Annotated in this window: 11 protein-coding genes; 2 read left to right on the top strand and 9 right to left on the bottom strand. The window is 68.6% G+C overall.

The annotated features are described in order from the left end of the window. Positions 1–439: 439 nt before the first annotated feature. The 9 genes from AB0F91_RS21500 to AB0F91_RS21460 all read right to left on the bottom strand — a co-directional run bounded on the left by AB0F91_RS21500 (position 440) and on the right by AB0F91_RS21460 (position 14,132). Positions 440–886 (bottom strand): hypothetical protein, encoded by a 447-nt coding sequence (locus AB0F91_RS21500; protein ID WP_360599698.1) that lies wholly within the window; start codon positions 884–886, stop codon positions 440–442. A gap of 750 nt (positions 887–1,636) precedes the next feature. Then, positions 1,637–5,143 carry a carboxylic acid reductase gene (gene car, locus AB0F91_RS21495; RefSeq protein ID WP_360599696.1) on the bottom strand — a complete coding sequence of 1,169 codons (3,507 nt, stop codon included), beginning with the start codon at positions 5,141–5,143 and terminating at the stop codon, positions 1,637–1,639. Between the two features lie 180 nt (positions 5,144–5,323). Next, positions 5,324–5,935, bottom strand: coding sequence for a TetR/AcrR family transcriptional regulator (locus AB0F91_RS21490; protein ID WP_360599694.1), 612 nt, complete (start codon positions 5,933–5,935; stop codon positions 5,324–5,326). Between the two features lie 997 nt (positions 5,936–6,932). Further along, on the bottom strand, positions 6,933–7,409 hold the full coding sequence (locus AB0F91_RS21485; protein ID WP_360599692.1) for a (2Fe-2S)-binding protein: 477 nt from the start codon (positions 7,407–7,409) through the stop codon (positions 6,933–6,935). An 8-nt stretch (positions 7,410–7,417) separates the two neighbouring features. Next, positions 7,418–9,748, bottom strand: a complete 2,331-nt coding sequence (locus tag AB0F91_RS21480; protein ID WP_360599690.1) for a molybdopterin cofactor-binding domain-containing protein — start codon at positions 9,746–9,748, stop codon at positions 7,418–7,420. A 165-nt stretch (positions 9,749–9,913) separates the two neighbouring features. Next, complete coding sequence (locus AB0F91_RS21475; protein WP_360599688.1) at positions 9,914–11,113, bottom strand: helix-turn-helix domain-containing protein; 1,200 nt, start codon at positions 11,111–11,113, stop codon at positions 9,914–9,916. 372 nt (positions 11,114–11,485) lie between these two features. Beyond that, positions 11,486–12,814, bottom strand: a complete 1,329-nt coding sequence (locus tag AB0F91_RS21470) for a protein kinase (protein ID WP_360599686.1) — start codon at positions 12,812–12,814, stop codon at positions 11,486–11,488. Beyond that, a complete protein-coding gene (locus AB0F91_RS21465; RefSeq protein WP_360599751.1) occupies positions 12,798–13,190 on the bottom strand; it encodes a CocE/NonD family hydrolase in 393 nt (130 codons plus the stop codon). Before AB0F91_RS21465 ends, AB0F91_RS21470 begins: the two co-directional genes overlap by 17 nt. Positions 13,191–13,523: 333 nt before the next feature. Then, the gene (locus AB0F91_RS21460) at positions 13,524–14,132 is read right to left on the bottom strand and encodes a TetR/AcrR family transcriptional regulator (RefSeq protein WP_360599684.1); all 609 of its coding nucleotides are present in this window, start codon (positions 14,130–14,132) and stop codon (positions 13,524–13,526) included. Between the two features lie 168 nt (positions 14,133–14,300). Between AB0F91_RS21460 and AB0F91_RS21455 the strand changes: the two genes are divergently transcribed. Next, the gene (locus AB0F91_RS21455; RefSeq protein WP_360599682.1) at positions 14,301–14,843 is read left to right on the top strand and encodes a hypothetical protein; all 543 of its coding nucleotides are present in this window, start codon (positions 14,301–14,303) and stop codon (positions 14,841–14,843) included. A gap of 30 nt (positions 14,844–14,873) precedes the next feature. Further along, positions 14,874–16,334: an amidase family protein gene (locus AB0F91_RS21450; protein WP_360599680.1), complete on the top strand. Its 1,461-nt coding sequence runs from the start codon at positions 14,874–14,876 to the stop codon at positions 16,332–16,334. Positions 16,335–16,934: the final 600 nt, after the last annotated feature.

Genomic DNA, 16,934 nt, shown 5'->3' with positions numbered 1-16,934 from the left:
CAACGACCACACGCAGACGATCAGGCCCTCGAACCCTGCAACCACACCGCTTACAGACCGCAGTTCGACACTCCATCGCAACCCATCACCGAGGCCTACAGCGTGCGCGTCTTGCGACACGACCTCGACAACTCGTCCACCGGTAGCCACAGCGAGCGACCGGGATGACGTGCCCGACCACATCGTGCTGTGGACAATCGAAGCGATCGTCCAGAGCACCGACGTCCCGGCAATCATCTGCGCACGGGTTCTCCACACGCCGAAGTGGCTGCTCCGCCTACTCGACTTCGCAGGCGAAGCTGACGCGTCCGGAGGGCACCGTGCGCCCGGCCGGCAGCGATCTCGCCAATCTCCGGGACGGCTTCAAAGAAGCCGGTCTGCCGCGTGGCGAGCGAGATCACCGCCGAAACTGGCACGCGTGCCTGGGAGGCGGTGTCGGCTACGGAGTCCGATCAAAGACGTCGCAAGTGCCGGGGCCACGGTCCGATGTCTCCGACACCGAAATCGCCATCACCTGATCGAACGAGAATCCGGTGAACGTGAACGTCGCCCCGGCCTCTTGCCCGACGATCGTCTTGTGCTGAGCGCTGGAGCGCTCATCGAACGTTTCGGCGAAAACGGTCAAATTCGCGGGACCCGGGTAGGTGACGTGGACATCGAACCCACCGGCGGTCGCCGTCGCGGTCGCCGTGTACGGGTCGCAGATCAGTTGCTCGAGGTTCTCGATGTGCGCGTGCAGCAGGCCTGCTGCGCGCAGGATGGCCTCCGCGCCTGTGCCGACGTCGGTTGCCGTAGCCGACGACGTCGTCGCATCGTGGGCGGCTCGGGATGGCTGCAGACTCTCCGCTCGATCGTTGGCGCCGACCCCGACGATCACGACGACCAACACCGCGATCGTCCCGATGATCCACGGCCAGCGCCGCCTCGGTCTGGACGCTGGTTGTGGCGGGTCCAACGGGCGTGAGTTGGGCACTGGCGCTCCTTCGCTGACATCAACATGACATGGTCGGTACAACCACGCCCGGCGTTACCGGGCAGCGCCGGGAGCCCGGCTCCCCACGGCCCAGGCGGCCCCCTGCGACGAGCAGCGCGCCTGCAGCGAACGACACGAGGCGGCCATCGTGCAGCCGCCATAGGCGAACAACGCCGCTGGCAGGAGCACCTGCACGCCGACGGGCAGCGCGACGCTGGCCGCGAGCCACGCGGTAGACGGCGAGCCGGCGTCGAGTGAGCGGATTCACTGCACGGGCTCGATCAAGAGCTGTGGCAGGCTCGCTTACTCCCCCGATTCTCCCCGGCGGCAAAGGCCGACCAACGCTGCTTCCGCAACCGGACCCCGCACCCCGAATGGGCCTGCCCCCGGACTCGTCAAGTCGCTCGGGGTCCGCTTCGGACCTGGCTGCACGAGCTGGCCATCAGTCACCTCGGCGCGTCACTGGATCACCGTGATGCCCCTGCGGTCGATGGTCGCGCTGCCCCCTGGTCACGGACGTCGGAACTCTGAGCGGGCCGGCTGAGAATTCGCGGCTCGACGGTCCTCAGGCATCGCTGCCAGCAGCGAGTGGATCGCGGCGACCTCGTGCTGATTCGCCGTTCGCCGCACGGCCGGCCGACCGAATCGGTCTGCCCGTTCGCTTCACACCAGTCCAAGCGCGCGCAGATCGTCCGAGTACTTCCGGATCAGCTCTTTGGTGATGTGCGGGATGTCGCCCAGTGATGCGATTTTGGCAGCACGTACAGCTTTCCGGAACTCCTCGGCGGGGGCAATTCCGGCACGCACGGGTTCCGCCGGCCGTTCGTACGAGTGCAGCAGCGGCAGCAGTGTGTTGCGTCGCTGGGGTTCCGGCAGTTTCCGCAGCGCGTCGCCGAACTGACGGAACCACTCCGAGTAGTCCTCGAGCCGGTCGATGCGATGACCTGCTTCGATCAGCCAGTCGACGAAGGTGTCGAGCGAAATGCCGTCTTCGTGGGGGTTGAGCGCGTGGTACGTGTGGTAGCCCTGCGTGTTTCGGGTGCCGATGGTGTTGACGGCTTCGGCGGTGAAGTCGACGGGAAGTCCGTCGTAGTGTGCCGTCGGCGGTCGGCCGTCCTCGGTGCGGTAGAAGGTTTTCGGCGCGATCCCCGTGGTGATGATGCTCAGGAGCAACCGGGTGAACAGGTCCGGCACGTTGACCTGTCCGACGTAGCGGCTGTGGGTGAGGATCATGTCGGAGCGGAACACTGCGACGGGCAATCCGCAGGTCTCGTGCGCTTCTCGCAGTAGCACTTCGCCGGCCCACTTGCTGGTCGAATAGCCGCTGGCGTAGCCCTCGCCGCGGTGCCGGAAGGGGCTGAGCCGCCGGATGTCGCGGGCCTCGGCCAAGGTACCGGGTTCGATCTGGTCGGCGATGCCGATGGTCGACAGGTAGGTGAACGGCTTCAGCTTCGCGGTGACCGCCAGCCGGATCAGCTCGGCCGTGCCGACGACGTTCGGACCGAACAACTGCTCGTACGGGAGCACGTGGTTGACCAGGGCGCCGACGTGCATGATCGCGTCGACCTCTTCGGCGAGGCGTGACCAGGTCTGCCTCGCGACCCCGAGATCGGGACTTCCCAGGTCGCCCGCGATCACTTCGAGGTGGTCGTCGGCAAGTGCGCGGTAGTGGCGGAGGAGTTCGGTGTCGCCGTTGTCGAAAGCCTTCTCGAGACGGTCACGTGCTGCGGCATCGTCTGTGGCGCGCACGAGACAGATCAGCTTCCCGCCCCGCTCGGCGAGGCGTTCGAGCCCGTCGAGGCACATGAATCGGCCGAGGAACCCGGTGGCGCCGGTCAGCAGCACGGTCTTCGGTTCTCCGCCCGGCCGGGCCAGTCGTTTCGCCGCGGCCAGGGTTTCCGCGTCCAGGAACTCGTCGAGTTTGAGGTCGCTCGCCCGTACCTCGGTGGCACCTCGCCCGTGCACGGATTCGAAGGTCGGACGCTGCGCGGTGGAGTCACGCTGGATTTCGATGTGCCGTGCGATCGCCTGCAGGTCGTTGGCGGGGCTGATGACGACGCCGACTGGCACTTCGATGCCGAACACGTCCCGCAGGAGGTTGGAAAACGTCAGCGCGGACAGCGAATCCCCGCCGAGATCGGTGAAGTGGGTTTCGGGGCCGAGGTCCGTGCTGTCGCAGCCGAGCAGCGCCTGCACCGCGCGGGTGACCGTTTCGTACACGGGCTGATCGGCGCCGCCCGCGCGCAGTGCGCGCAGCTCGTCGTTCTGGCCGCGCTCGATGTCTTCGTAGAGCTGCTCCAACTGATCACCGTAGCGTTCTCGCAGGCGCGGCCGCAGCTGTTTCCTGATGTCGGACAGCAGCCCGTTGTCGATGCTGAACGGTTCGGTCTCGACGAGGAAATCGCGGGGAACCTCGTACGGTTCGAGGCCGGCGTCCTTGGCGGTCGCCTGCAACGCTTCAGCGAGCCTGGCCTTGAGGGCGTCGGATCCGCCTACTTCCTGCTGGGCGTTGCGCGCCGGGACGATCACCGCGAGCAGGTACGGTCGCCGGCTGCTGCCGTAGACGTAGATCTGGTGGACGAGGGGGTTGGCCGCGAACACGGACTCCACTGTGGACAGCGCGACGAATTCGCCTTGCGAAAGTTTCTGCACGTTGTTGCGCCGATCCACGTACACCAGCTGATCCTCGCCGGTCTCGGCCATGATGTCGCCGGTGTGGTAGAACCCCTCGTCGTCGAACACGGAGGCGGTGACATCGGGCCGCCGGTAGTAGCCGGGGAAGATCGGGTCGGTCTTGACCAGCAACTCGCCCCGAGGGTGGGGGTGGTCGGTGCGGAGGTAGCCGAGTTCGGGGACGTCGGCCAGCTTGTACTCGGTCACCGGCGGCCGCTGGATCCTGCCATCCATCAGCACCAGGCCGAATTCGGTGGCGCCGTAGGCTTCGTGCAGCGGGACGCCCAGCACGGATTCGGCGAACGCCTTCGCCTCCGCCGAGGTCGGGGCACTTCCCACCATGGCGTGCAGCAGCCGGTCGCCAAGGAAGTGCCGGCGGATGTCCGCCTTGACGGCGGCGTCGAGTTCGCCCGCGTCGGCGAACTCACCACGACGCCGGTCACACTCGGCCTGGTACTCCTGGAAAAGCATGTCAAGAACGCGCGGAACGGTCATCAACGCGGTGGGCCGCGCCATCCCCATGTCCTCGAACAGCGTGGACAGGTCACTTTTCGCCGTGAAGTAGTTGATTCCGCCGCGCCCGAACGTGTCGACGATCGTCGCCCGGCCGAACATGTGGCTCATCGGCATGAAATTGACCGTGATCGCCGGTTCGTCGTCGGCGCCGCCAAGGGCACCGGCCCACCACCGTCGAACCAGGCTTTCCGGGTACATCGCACCTTTCGGCGTGCCGGTGCTGCCGGACGTGTAGACCACCAGGCTCAGCGGATCCGCACCGGAATCGGGCACGTGCAGCGGAGCGGCAGGCAGCGTACGTCCGCGCTCGACGACTGCCTCGAGCGTGGTGATCGAGCGACCGGCACGGTCGAGTTCCGCCTCGGCCGACTCGAGTTCCTCCCGCTCGTCGTCGACTTCCGAATGGTGATCGAACACCAAGACCGCCCGCACCGACTCCACCGCCAACGCCACCTCGACCGCTTTACCCAGATAGGCGGGGCTCGTGGCCAGCAACCGGGGCTCGGTTTCCTCGACGATCGCCCGAAGGTGGGCCACGGAAGCGGTCGGTTGGAGCGGCACGGAAACCACACCCAGGCGGAGGCCGGCGAGGTCCAACGTCGCGTAGTCCGCGCTCGTGAACCCGATCGTGGCGACGAAGTCTCCGGCCCGCAGGCCCCGCGCCGACCATTCCGACGCGATCGCCGTGGCCCGCGCCCACAGTTCGCCGTAGCTGCGAGTCGCGAACTCGGGAAGCAGGCGACGCGACCGGCGCCCCGAAACCGGGTCGGTCACCAGTACCGACCGGCGCTCCCGCACCGCCGGTCGCCCGGCATACGCGCTCATCGCAAGTTCGACGATCCGCGCGAGCGGCAGGCCGGGTTCGGCCATCGCCACCCGCACAGACCGATCCGGTATCGCGGCCGTGAACTCAGGGTCTGCTTCACACAGCCAGGCCTTCCGCCGCTGCGCCTGGTCCTCCTCACCCTTCGACGTTTTCACTCCTACCACCGCCTTCCTGGTCAAGATCCACACGCGACGCCACACGTCGCCGTCACACAATCTTTACTGTACTGATAAGTAATATATTCAGCCCGCGCGTCGCGTGTGATGATGGCCTCACGCAACGTAGCCATCAGTGGGATTGACTGCCTTGAAGCGCTGGTCAGGACGGGGTTCTGGCTACTCCGAGCTGTGGGTGAGAGAGGGCCACAACAGCTCCACACTCTCCTGGTCGCGGTCCGTCGACATCCGCACCCGGTACAGGCTGTCCACGAACCGGACCCCGTAGATCATCATCGCCGCGTGTTCGGTGTTCACGTCCGGCCGGATTTCACCGCGCTCCTTCATCGCCTCGAGCAGTTCGGCGATGGCCCTGGCGCGGGGCTGGACGACGTGTTCTTCGAGGAGCTGCAGCAGTTCCGGCACGCGGTTGCTTTCTGCCAGCAGCGCGGTGTACAGCTGCCGGTTCTCGCGGTCCTCGGCCGGCTCGATCCTGCGCAACAGCCGCAACAGCCGTTCCTTCGGCGGCAAGTCGTTCCAGTCCTCCGGCGGCGGTTCGAGAGACCACTCGAACGTGGCGCGGACGGCGGCGACCACCAGTGCCTGCTTGGTCGGCCAGCGCAGGTACACGGTCGGCCGGGTCGTGCCGGCGTCGGCGGCGATCTTGGCCAGGGACATGCCGGAGTAGCCGTCCTCGACCAGTCGTCGGATCGTCGCCTTGAGCACCGCCTCTTCCACGCCGGGCGTGCGCGGACGCCCCATCGACGGCCGTCGACCCGGCACATCCGCCATCGTCGCTCCCCCTCCGGTGGACCACGAAGTATAGAAGCGCGACGGGCACCCGCTCCACGAGAGCGAGCCGACTCATGGTGCCGCGGCGAGCGGTGCTGACGCGCCGACGGCAGACGAGGCGGCAAGAAGCCCGCTTTCGAAAATGACTGGGCTGATCCGCCGCACCCGGCGCCACCAGCCCGAAAGACGATGGTCGGCGGGAACTCGGCCGTGCTCAGGTCGTGGAGGCTGGCGGCGGTCAACTCGGCCTCGTCGGTTGGGGGAAGCAACAGCATCCAGCCGGGATGCGGCCCGGGGAGTCCGGCTCGACAGGCGGCATGGCGTCCGGATCAGCGGCGTGAACGCGCTGGGAGGGCAGTAGCCCACGATGACGGTGGGCCGCTCGGACGCCGGGAGCGTGCCGGTCATGAGCGCGAGCTGCGCCCGGCGGAGTGGCCCTGCACGACGATGCATGCCGGGTCGACATCGAGATCTCCGGCGTCGGCCGGGCCGACGCCGGTGCTGCCCGGGCATCGGCCAGTGGCGCCCGGCCAGGGTGCGGCGTCGAGCAGGCGGTACTGCACGGTGAGGGTAAGTGAAACCGGCGGCGGCCAGAGCAGTGGCTCGTCCGTGGACGATTTCCCCTGAGCCGGACCCACCCCGCGAATCCGGACGGCGCCCGGCGCCGGAACGGGCCCCGGGGTGGTACCCCTCGTCGTCGGCGCCGACGGCGTCCCGCCGCGAATGACAGCCGCACTGGATTTCCCGGATACGGCTCGGAGGGTGGCGGAGACACAGCCATCCGACTCCGCCCCCGACACCCCCGACCGCGTCAGCGCGACGCCTGCGGCCGACGTCGCCCTCCGACATGTCGACGGGGACGTGGTGAGCACCACGTCCCCGTCGAGAAGCCCACCGTGCTCGTGCTGGAGCTGACCGGGAGGACGTCCTTCTCGTCGGTCACCCTCGGCGCCTCGGCCGGGAACCACGGTGCGTCGCGGTGCCCCAGGAGCCGGGGTCACATGTTCTTCGCACCGTCCACAATGGCCTCGCGGATGCGGGCGTAAGTGCCGCAGCGACAGATGTTGCGGATCTCGTCGAGGTCGTCGTCGGTGAGTTCGCGGCCGGCGGCGCGAGCCTGGCGGACCTTGGCCACCGCGGCCATGATCTGCCCTGGCTGGCAGTAGCCGCACTGCGCGACGTCCTGCTGCAGCCACGCTTCCTGCATCGGATGCAGGTCCTTGCCCACGGTGGCGGGCAGACCTTCGATCGTCGTGACCTCGTCGGAGGGCGCGATTTTCGAAATGGGCACCGAGCAGGGGTTGAAGGCCTTGCCGTTGATGTGGCTCGTGCACGCCTTGCAGACGTCGAGCCCGCAGCCGTACTTCGGGCCTTTCACGCCGAGGCGGTCGCGCAGCACCCACAGGAGCCGTTCGGTGTCCTCGGCTTCCACCGTGACCTGCTCACCGTTGAGCTTGAAGGTGTGTTGTGGCACGGGAACTCCTAGTAGGCGTAGTCGAGACCGTCGACGGGGGAAGGCGGGGTGGAGGGTTCCAAAGGCAGCGGCTCGAACGAAAGCGTGCCGTGGTTGATCGGGAACGAAGTCGGCATCTTCCCCGTGGCCCGCGCGTACGCGCAAGCGACGGCGGCGAACGACGGCGCGACCGCCAGTTCCCCGGCACCACTCGGAGTGTCCGAGGTATTCGGCATGATCACGACCCGCGTCTCGACGGGGGTGTTCCACTCGCGCGTGTAGAAGTAGTTGTCCCAGCTGCCTTCCAGCGGGATCCCGTCCTTGATGTGCAGGCTGGAGGTCAGGCACATCGCGATGCCGTCGTTGAGGCCGCCGATCATCTGCGCTTCCAGGCCACGCGGGTTGATCGCGAACCCGGGATCGACCACCACGAGCGCCTTGGTCACCCGCGGACCGGTCACCGCCTCGCGGACCTTCCGGTTCACGGTCTCCGGGCGGCAGTCGATCTCCACCAGCACCGCCACCGCACCCCGGTACTCCGAGTGCACCGCGATGCCCTGGGCGGTGCCCGACGGCATCGACCGTCCCCACTCACCGACCTGGACGGCTTTGTCGAGCACGGCGCGCAGCCGGGAGTCCTTGAGGAACTCTCGCCGGAACTGAACCGGGTCCTTGCCCATCTTCTTCGCCAGCTGGTCGACCACGAGCTCTTCAGCCGTGACCACGTTCGGCGAGTAGATGTTGCGCATGCTGCCGGTGTTGAACTTCAGCGGAATCTCGTTGAGCAATTGCGTGGTCACGCCGAAGTTGTAGGGAGAAGACTGCGTCAGCTCGAAGATCGACTCCGCGAAGCTCAGGTTGCCGGCGATCGGCAGCTTCGCCGCGGTCGAGGTGAGCATCTCGCCGAGACCGTGGCTGAACTCCGTCTGCACGCTGGTGTGCCGCTGTTCGAAACTGACCACGTTGCCGAGCGCGTAGGTGGCGCGCACCCGCGAAACGCACATCGGGTGCACGCGGCCCTGCCGAAAGTCGTCGGTGCGCGACCACATGAGCTTGACCGCTTTGCCCATCTTCTTCGACGCCTCGGCGGCTTCGAGCGCCGCGTCGTGGAACAGGTGCCGGCCGAACGAGCCACCGCCCTGGGTCACGTGCACGGTAACGGCGCTCTGGGGCAGACCCACCGCCTGCGCGATCTGCTGCTGCGCGACGATCGGCACCTTCAAGCACGACCAAATCTCGGCGCGGTCCGATCGGACGTCGGCGATGGCAGAACCGGTCTCGAGCGGGCTGTTGCTGGCGAACGCGAAGGTGAACTCCGCGTCGAGCGACTTCGTCAGCACGCCCGGCACAGCCAGCGGCAGCTGCGCGGCCTTGAGCTTCTTCAGCACGGTCGCGTCGGATTCACCGTCGACGGTGCCAGGACCCCACGTCACCTTCAACGCGCGGATGGCGTCGATGCACTGCCCGAACGTCTCGGCCCGCACGGCCACGCCGTGGGAGATCGCCGCGATGTCGGTGACGCCCGGCATCGCCTTGACGTCGGCCTCGTTCTGGATCGAGCGAACCGTGCCGTTGATCGTGGGCGGCCGGGCGACCATCGTCGGCAGCGCGCCGGGGACGTCGTGGTCGAGGGTGTACTTCTTGCGCCCGGTCACCGCCTCGTAGGCGTCGATGCGGTTCTGCGCGGTGCCGAGCACCTTGAAGTCCGCCCGCGACTTGAGCTTTGCCGTGGCGCTGGTGGTCCTCACGGCGGCAGCAGCCCTCGCGAGCGAGCCGTACGGCGCCTGCTTGCCGCTGGTGTGGTGGACCACCCCGTCGGCGGTGCGCAGCTCCGACTCGGGGACTCCCCACTGCGCGGCAGCCGCCGCGACCAGCCGAGCCCGGGCGATCGCCGAGACGGTGCGGACCGGGGTGAAGATGCTCCGCATCGAGTTGGAGCCGCCGGTGAGCTGGTTCATCAGCAGTTCCGGGCGGGCGTCGGCCAGCGTGACGTCGACCTTCGACAGCGGAATGTCGAGCTCTTCGGCCACCATCATCGCCACCGCGGTGGTCATGCCCTGACCCACCTCGGTCCGCGGCACCGCGAACGACGCGCGCCCGTCCGTCCCGATCTGGACGGTGATCAGGCCGGACGTGGGTGCGGCGGCGAGGTTCTGCAGGTCGCCGAGGTCGAAGAGGTCCTCGGGTTGCGGGAGGGAAGGGAGTGCGGCATCGGCCTCCTGCGGCGCCAGTCCGGTCTGGGCGATCTGCGCGGCGACGGCGAGCGTCGGCGCCGCCAGCACGAAGCCGAGGAAACGGCGCCGGTCGATGTGCCGCGGCGCATCCGGAGCGGGCCGGGCGTCGTGGTCCTGCTGTGCCATGGGCGGCGGGTTCCTCTCGAACGACAGTGTCAGAGAAGTGATCAGGGAATGCGGGGGGTGTTCGGATTGGGCCGCAGTGTTACACACCTTCCTTGGCCACAGCTATGACCTGCGTGCCTACTTTTGGCGTAGTGCCGTTGGGCGATGTGCACATCGAGCCTGGAGTCACGACCGCCTCCGCAGCGGCAGAACCGGGAGCGCGCGCACGACGAGGGCCAGCTCGATCGGGATTTCGCCACCCGGCAGGCAGCGCCCGGTCAGCGCTTCGATCCGGCGCACGCGGTTGAGCACCGTGTTGCGGTGGCAGTGCAGCACCTGCGCCGCTCGGGTGGCCGATCCGCCGGTCTCCACCCAGGAGGCGAGCGTCTGCACGAGGATCCGCCGCTCCTCATCGGGCAGGTCCAGCAGTCCGCACAGCCACTGCTGCATCAGGGAGCCGGTGAGCTCCGGAGAACTGAGCAGCAACGCTTCCGGCAACCGTTGGGCGAGGCAGACGACTGCCGGCTTGTCGTGCGGGACGGTCCGCAGCGCGAGCACCGCTTGCCGGTAGGCGGTGTGCACTTCAGCCAGTCCATCGACCACCAGCGAGACACCCGCCGACCCGCGGACGACGGTGAGGGTCTTCATCAGAACCGCGGTGTCACGCCCCGGCAGAGACACCAAGCCCACGAGTGCGTCCGCGCGAACCTGCCAGGCCGACCGGATGCCCGTTTCGTCGAGTTTGCGCCCGAGTGTCTCGGTGAGGTCGCTCGTCGCGAACCGACCCTCAGCCGCGACGGCCGCGTAGGGGCCCTCCACCGGCAGCCGGATGATCCGGCTCGCCTCATACGCGAACGCCGCGTCGGAAGCCCGGCCTTGCAGCAGGCCCTCCCACAGAGCGGCGCGGCGCTGTTCGTCGGCGCGGACCAGGGCCCGCTCGGCTGCGTGGTAGGCGGCCGCGACCTGGGACGAGATCGCGTCCACCAGCTCCCAGACGCGGGTCGCGAGGTCGAGCAGATCGTCGGTGTCCGCTTCGTCCTCCGCGCGGGCCTGCGCGATCAGCGCCTGCCAGACCATCCGTCCGCCGATGCGGAACGACCGCAGCAGGTCGTCCAGCGGCAGCCGCTGGTGCGCCCGCCGCTGCCCGGTCGCCCGTGCCGCGTCGTAGAACTGCGCGACGCGCTCCGCATCGTCGCCGTCCTGGCTGACCAGCTGCAGCACGCGCTCGAGGTTGTCGTGGCACGACTTCCACAGGTCGTCTTCGGGTACGACGTTGAGCTGCCGGTAGCCCGGGTTCTGCTCGTTGATGACGCGGACAAGTTCATCGGTCAGGTCGTCGACCCTGGCCAGCACACTGCTGGCCAGCATGTGCGCCGCAGCAGGCATGTCCGGCCGCCCCCTCCACACTGGATCCACCACTGCCACTGCTCGTGAACCGCTCGACGGCCCGACCCCGACACCCGCCGACAATCCCGGCGCCTGGGTTGCGGAGTCCGCGTCGACTGGTTCCCAGGGAGTATCGGCCAGCGGTTCCCCCGCCGCAGATCCGGTACCCCGTCAGCGGCGGTGTCCACGAACGCGACGGCGGGCGTAGAGCGCCAGGATTCCGGCGTCGGCGACCACGTGGTCGCGAGGGTGCGCCGCTCGGACAGGCCGTCTCCTCATTCGCCGCCGCGAAGTCGATCGCGCCGTCAGGAACGCCTGTCCGCGCGTCGATTTCGTCATGCGGGGGAGGTGGCGGACGGTTTGTCGGCGCGGTTAGCGGTGTCCGGGTGGCTTCGCCGGTCCGGCCGGCTCGTTCGGGTGGTGCTTTTCCTTCTTCGGCCCGGGGTTCGGCGGCCGGATCGGAGGCGGAGCGGCCGGTGCGTTGCGGGCGACCTGCGTGACGGGCTGTGCGGCCGCCCGCAAGGTGGCCGCGGCCGAGTGCGGCACGCTGACCGGGGCAGGAGGCGGTGTCTGGGAACCGGGAGCGGGCGGAGGCGTCGCCGCTTGCTGGGAACCGCCGAAGTGGAGGGGCACCACGATGGCGGCGGCGCCGACGACGAGAGCCGCCACCGCTGCCGCGCGTCGTCCCTGCCGGTGACGAGGCGGAGTCGTCGCCGGCGGATCGGGCACGTGCCGAGTCGATCCGGCGATGGACCCGCCGGGCCGGGTCTGCCCGGCGGTGGGCGCGTCGGAGACCGGCCAGATCGGCTCCGTGTCGCTGCGCCCTGTCCCGGTCGAACCCGTCGCGGCCACCGAAACCGCCGGCCGCGTCAGGTCTGAGTGGACCGCCGCCGCGGTAGGGCGGGCTCCCGGCTCGCGGGCGGTCATGCGGTCGAGCAGGTCCGACAGCCCGGCCGGCAGCCCGGCCGGAATGCGCGGCCGGCGGGTCAGCCGTGCCACCGCGGCCTCGACCATGGTGCCGGGGTACTCGAGCTTGCCGGTCAGGCATTCGAGGAGGATCAGGCCCAGCGCGTAGACGTCCGCCGCCGGCCCGACCGGGTCGCCCACCACCTGCTCGGGCGCCATGTAGGCAGCGGTGCCGACCACGGTGCCGGTCGCGGTGACTCGGGTGACGTCGAGCGCGTGGGCGATGCCGAAGTCGGCGATGAGCGGCCCGCGCTCGCCGAGCAGGATGTTCGCGGGTTTGAGGTCCCGATGGGTCACCCCCGCGGCGTGGAGGTGCACCAGCGCGTCGGCCAGCCGGATCGCCATCGCGGCCACCTCCTCGGCACCCAAGGGGCCGCCGAGGAGGCGCTGCGCGAGGTTCTCCCCTGCCACGAACTCCGTGACCAGGTACATCCGGCCCTCTTCGGATCCGCTGTCGAGTAGCGCGACGACCCCCGGGTGGTCCACGCCTGCGTGGATCCCGACCTCCCGCAGCCGCCGGCGCTGCTCCTCGGCGACGGCGTCGCGGTTGAAGACCTTGATGGCGACCTCGCGGCCGAGACGCCGGTCATGACCTCGGTAGACCCGGGCCGTCGCGCCGACGCCGAGGAGACCGCCGACCTCGTAGCGATCACCAAAGACCGGCCCGCTCTCGCCCGGCCGGTCATCCAGCGTGAACCGCGGACGTGTCGAGTGGTCGTCACGCAGTGGATCCACGATGGCTGCCCCCGTTCCTCGGTACTCGGGCCCGGGTACCCGGCAGTAGCCCTTCCCGAAACGGCAAAACAGCCTCTCGCCGCGGAGCAGCCTTGGGCACGGCCGGACGCCGCGGTCGCGATGTCCTCGAACTGGCCGCGGAGCATTCCACGGCTCCACGGGCCCACGACCATCCAGACGTTCTCGGGGCGGGCGCGGAAGTCTGCACCATGGCGTTGCGGTACTGGTCCAGCCAGCCGCCGACATCGAGAAGCGGGACATCCAGCCGGTCCCAGCGCACCCGCACGCTGCGCTCGCGCCAGTAGTCGTCGTAGAGCGGGTGCTGGGGGTAAGTCTCGAGGGTCGCCGGGGCCGTGTCCCTCTGCCAGCCGCGGATCCGGTTGTTGCCGGTCCCCGCCGCCGAGGTAGACCGTGTCCTCGTACCAGTCGCTCAGCGCCTGGGTCGCGATCACCGTGGTGAGGTGTTCCGGCTGGCGCACAGCGGCCCGGATGGTGGTGTGCGAGCCGAGCCAACCTGTGCCGGGGCTCTGATCGACAGCTCGGTGACCCCGCGCACGCGCAAACGTGCGGGCTGGCTGCTGCGCCCCGACGGCCGGCTCGACCCGGACACACCCCAGCCCACACCCCAGCCTGCCCAGTAAGGCCGACGTCGACCGGCCCGGACGACGCCGTGTGGCGAGAAGCCGACAACTTCAACCGTAGACCGACCTCAAGCGGGTCCGGCCGCCGCGTCGATCAGCGTTTTGGCGAGTTCCTGGGCGTCTTCGAACGGGCGGGTGTCGTTGAGCGAGGTCGAGAGCGCGCGAGCGCCCTCGAACAGCACGGCGAGCTGCCGGCCCAGGATTTCGGGCTCGCGCGCGCCCGCCTCGGCGGCGGCCTTGATCAGACGCGCGGCGAGTTCCCTCTTGTGACGCTCGACCAATGCCGCGGCTTCGGGCATCGTCCCGGCGGCTTCGACGGCGGCGTTGTGCAGCGGACAACCGCGCACGACTGTTGCCGAAGCAGGGCCGGCCGGACGTTCGGCGAACAGCTCCAGGAGCCGCTCGCGCGCGCCGAGGTCGCTGCGTTCCAGCGCGGTCTCGGCGAGGAGCTCCTCGTCTGACTCGATCCACTGCAAATACGCGCTGACCAGCGCTTCCTTGCTCGGAAAGTGCTGGTAGAACGTCCGCGTGGACACGTGCGCCACGTCTGTCAGCTTCGCGATGCCGGTGGCGTGTATGCCGTCGCTCGCGAACAGTTCGGCCGCAGCACGCAGGATGCGCTGACGCGCCCCACGCCCGCCCGCGGGGGCAGCGACCGTCACCTCACTGGTTCCCATGCCGCAAGTATAGCGATCGTTTTACATTTCGCCGACCGCCTGCTAGCTTCAAGTACAGCGGTCGCTTTACTTCGTGCATCCCGCACCGCTACGGACCGCGCACGGTCGGACGGACGCGACCCGAGTCCGCGCTTCTTCACTCGTAGCCAAGAGAGGAACGAAAACCCGATGTCCACTGAGCACTTCAGTTCGGTTCGCCACGAGGTCGTCCGGTGGTCGATCGACACCGGCGCATCCTTTGAGGACTTTCGTGACCGGTACGAAGCCGCGGTGCCGGCGCTGGACATGGACCGGATGGCGCAGCTGCGCGCCGGGCACGCGAGCTGGGACACCGTGCTCGCCGCCGCCGCGGAGAACGCACCGCACGGGTTCATGCGGTTCTGGGGCACCGATGTCGGCGAGCTCATGCAGCTCGCAGGCAATCCCGGGGCTTGTGTCACCTACCTGATGGGAAACCACACGATCGCCGAGCGCATGTACCGGCACGACCCGGCGGTGATGCTCTACGCCCCCCTGCGAACGACGATTCACCGAGATCAGCACTGCCGCACGCGGTTCTCCATCGACCAGCCCAGCACCCGGTTCGCCAGCTTCGACATCCCGGACATCACGTCCGTCGGACTGGAACTGGACCGCAAGGTCGCCGATCTCCTGCGAGTTCTTGATGTTCCGGTGCCTTCCACCCTCTCCCACACCCGGCCGGCGAACTGATGGTCGATTTCGAGGTCAAGAAAGGCAGTCATGCGAAACGATCAATTACCGGCCGACGCGGCGCCGGCATCAGAGACCCACGAGCTGGCCGAACTCGGCGTGGCGGCAGCGGCCGCGGCAATTCGCAACGGCGACATCACCGCCGAGTCATACGCGGCCGCACTTCTGCGGAACGCTCGACAGTACGCCGATCTCAATTCCTTCATCACGATCGATGAATCCGCTGTGCTGGCCGCGGCCGCAGACGCGGACGCGGCGCGGGCCGCGGGTGTGAGCACTCCCCTCCTCGGCGTCCCGCTCGGGGTAAAGGACAGCTACACCACACGTGGGGTTCGCACCACGCTCGGCGTGGGGACCCTGGCGGGTCACACGCCAACCGAAGACGCGGAGGTCGTCGCCACCCTCAAAGAAGCCGGCGGCATCGTCTTCGGCAAGAACAACCTCGTCGAAATGTCCTTCGGCCTGACCGGAAACAACAAGCCCTTCGGGCAGGTGAAGAACCCCTACGGCCGCGACCACGTGCCAGGAGGGTCTTCGAGTGGCGCCGGCGCGTCCGTCGCGGCTCGGATCGTCCCCGCGGCATTGGGCGGCGACACGGTCGGCTCCATCAGGGTTCCCGCCGCACTGTCCGGCGTGGTGGGTTTCAAGCCGACCACGGGCCGATGGCCAGGTGGCGGTGTCGCGCCGATTTCGCACACTCTCGACACGGCAGGCGTCCTTGCGCGCAACGTCGAGGACTGCGCGCTGGTCGATCAAATCGTCACCAAGAACGCAGCCGCTCCCCCGCCTGATCGCACCGACCTCAAAGGGGTGAGATTCGCCTACGCTCCCCGGCACTACCTGAGTTTGCTCGACCCCGACGTCGAAGCGCATTTCAGCCTGGCCCTCCAGCGCCTGCGGGACGCCGGCGCCGAGGTCACTGAAATCGACCTCGGCGAGGACTTCTCCCCGTTGGCGGATCGGCTGACGTGGAACCTCTTCTTCCGTGAGACGCGGCAAGCGGTTTCAGAATTCCTCCACCGGAACAACTTCCCGGTGTCGTTCGAGGAGATCTACCAAGAGCTCAAGCCGCAGCTCAAAGAAACGTGGCGCAATCTCGTCCTGCCGAGCGGGCCAGGCTACCTTTCCCAGGAGGCCTACGAGGCGACGCTGTCCGTCGACCGCCCGGAACTTCAGCGCCGCCTCGGCGAGGTGTTCACCCATCGCGGGTTCGACGCACTGCTCTTTCCGACAACGCCCTGCACCGCACCGCTGATCGAACACCGGTCGTTCACGATCTCGGGCGAGCAGGTCAACGAGCTGATCCTCGCGAAGAACACCGTTCCCACCAGCGGAGCAGGGTTACCGGGCATCAGCATCCCCATGGGCCTGGCCGAAAACGGCCTGCCCACCGGCCTCGAGATCGACGGCCCACACGGCCAGGACAGCAGAGTCCTCGACCTGGCAGGCCGCGTCGAGGCCATCGTCGGGACGCTGCCCGCGCCGGCGTGAAGCACCGCGCGGACGTGGCACCCGCGCCTGTCGCCGGGACAAACCGGCGAGCCGACCTGCCTTCCTCGGCCGCGGCTCGTGGAAAGCGCCTCGGACCGGCGCGGGCCGTGGCGCTGGAGCCAACGCTCGACCGCTGTGGTCAGCGGCAGCCGAGCGCGGTCTGGCGAACCGGCTGCCGCTGGGACCACGGGTTTGGTCCAGGGCTGCTCCACGCGCGGTCATCCGGAGCCACGGAGCGCGGACCCATTCGGTGTCCCCGGACAGGTGCGCGTCCGCGGCATCCAGCACCACGGGGTCGGGTCACCCGGACCAGCCTCGCCTTCGCGCGGGAGAGCGTTGTTTCCCGTGCCGGCCTCTCCCGCGACAAGGCAGGAGACTTGCTGGGAGCGAGGGCTTGTCGCCACGCGTGCACGGGGTTGACGACCTTCGCGTCGCCGGCGCTTCGGCCATTCCGTCCGTTTCGTCGGGCCGACACCATCGCGATGGGTCTACGTCATCGCGGGACGAGCCATGGAGCTCCTTCGGGTGGACCGCCCGTACCTCGTCGGCCTCGGGCCGTGGTGGCCGCGACGTCACGATTTCGTAAGAGGCGACGGCCCG

It is taken from the genome of Amycolatopsis sp. NPDC023774 (genome assembly GCF_040639695.1).
Taxonomy (GTDB): domain Bacteria; phylum Actinomycetota; class Actinomycetes; order Mycobacteriales; family Pseudonocardiaceae; genus Amycolatopsis.
Note: the sequence above shows the minus strand (reverse complement) of the source record. Positions and strands in the feature narration are given on the sequence as shown.

Bases quoted from the DNA above. Each gene is read 5' to 3' on its own strand.
- AB0F91_RS21490 (WP_360599694.1), bottom strand. From the start codon at position 5,935: ATGGCGGATGTGCCGGGTCGACGGCCGTCGATGGGGCGTCCGCGCACG.
- AB0F91_RS21480 (WP_360599690.1), bottom strand. From the start codon at position 9,748: ATGGCACAGCAGGACCACGACGCCCGGCCCGCTCCGGATGCGCCGCGG.
- AB0F91_RS21475 (WP_360599688.1), bottom strand. From the start codon at position 11,113: ATGCCTGCTGCGGCGCACATGCTGGCCAGCAGTGTGCTGGCCAGGGTC.
- AB0F91_RS21460 (WP_360599684.1), bottom strand. From the start codon at position 14,132: ATGGGAACCAGTGAGGTGACGGTCGCTGCCCCCGCGGGCGGGCGTGGG.
- AB0F91_RS21455 (WP_360599682.1), top strand. From the start codon at position 14,301: ATGTCCACTGAGCACTTCAGTTCGGTTCGCCACGAGGTCGTCCGGTGG.
- AB0F91_RS21450 (WP_360599680.1), top strand. From the start codon at position 14,874: ATGCGAAACGATCAATTACCGGCCGACGCGGCGCCGGCATCAGAGACC.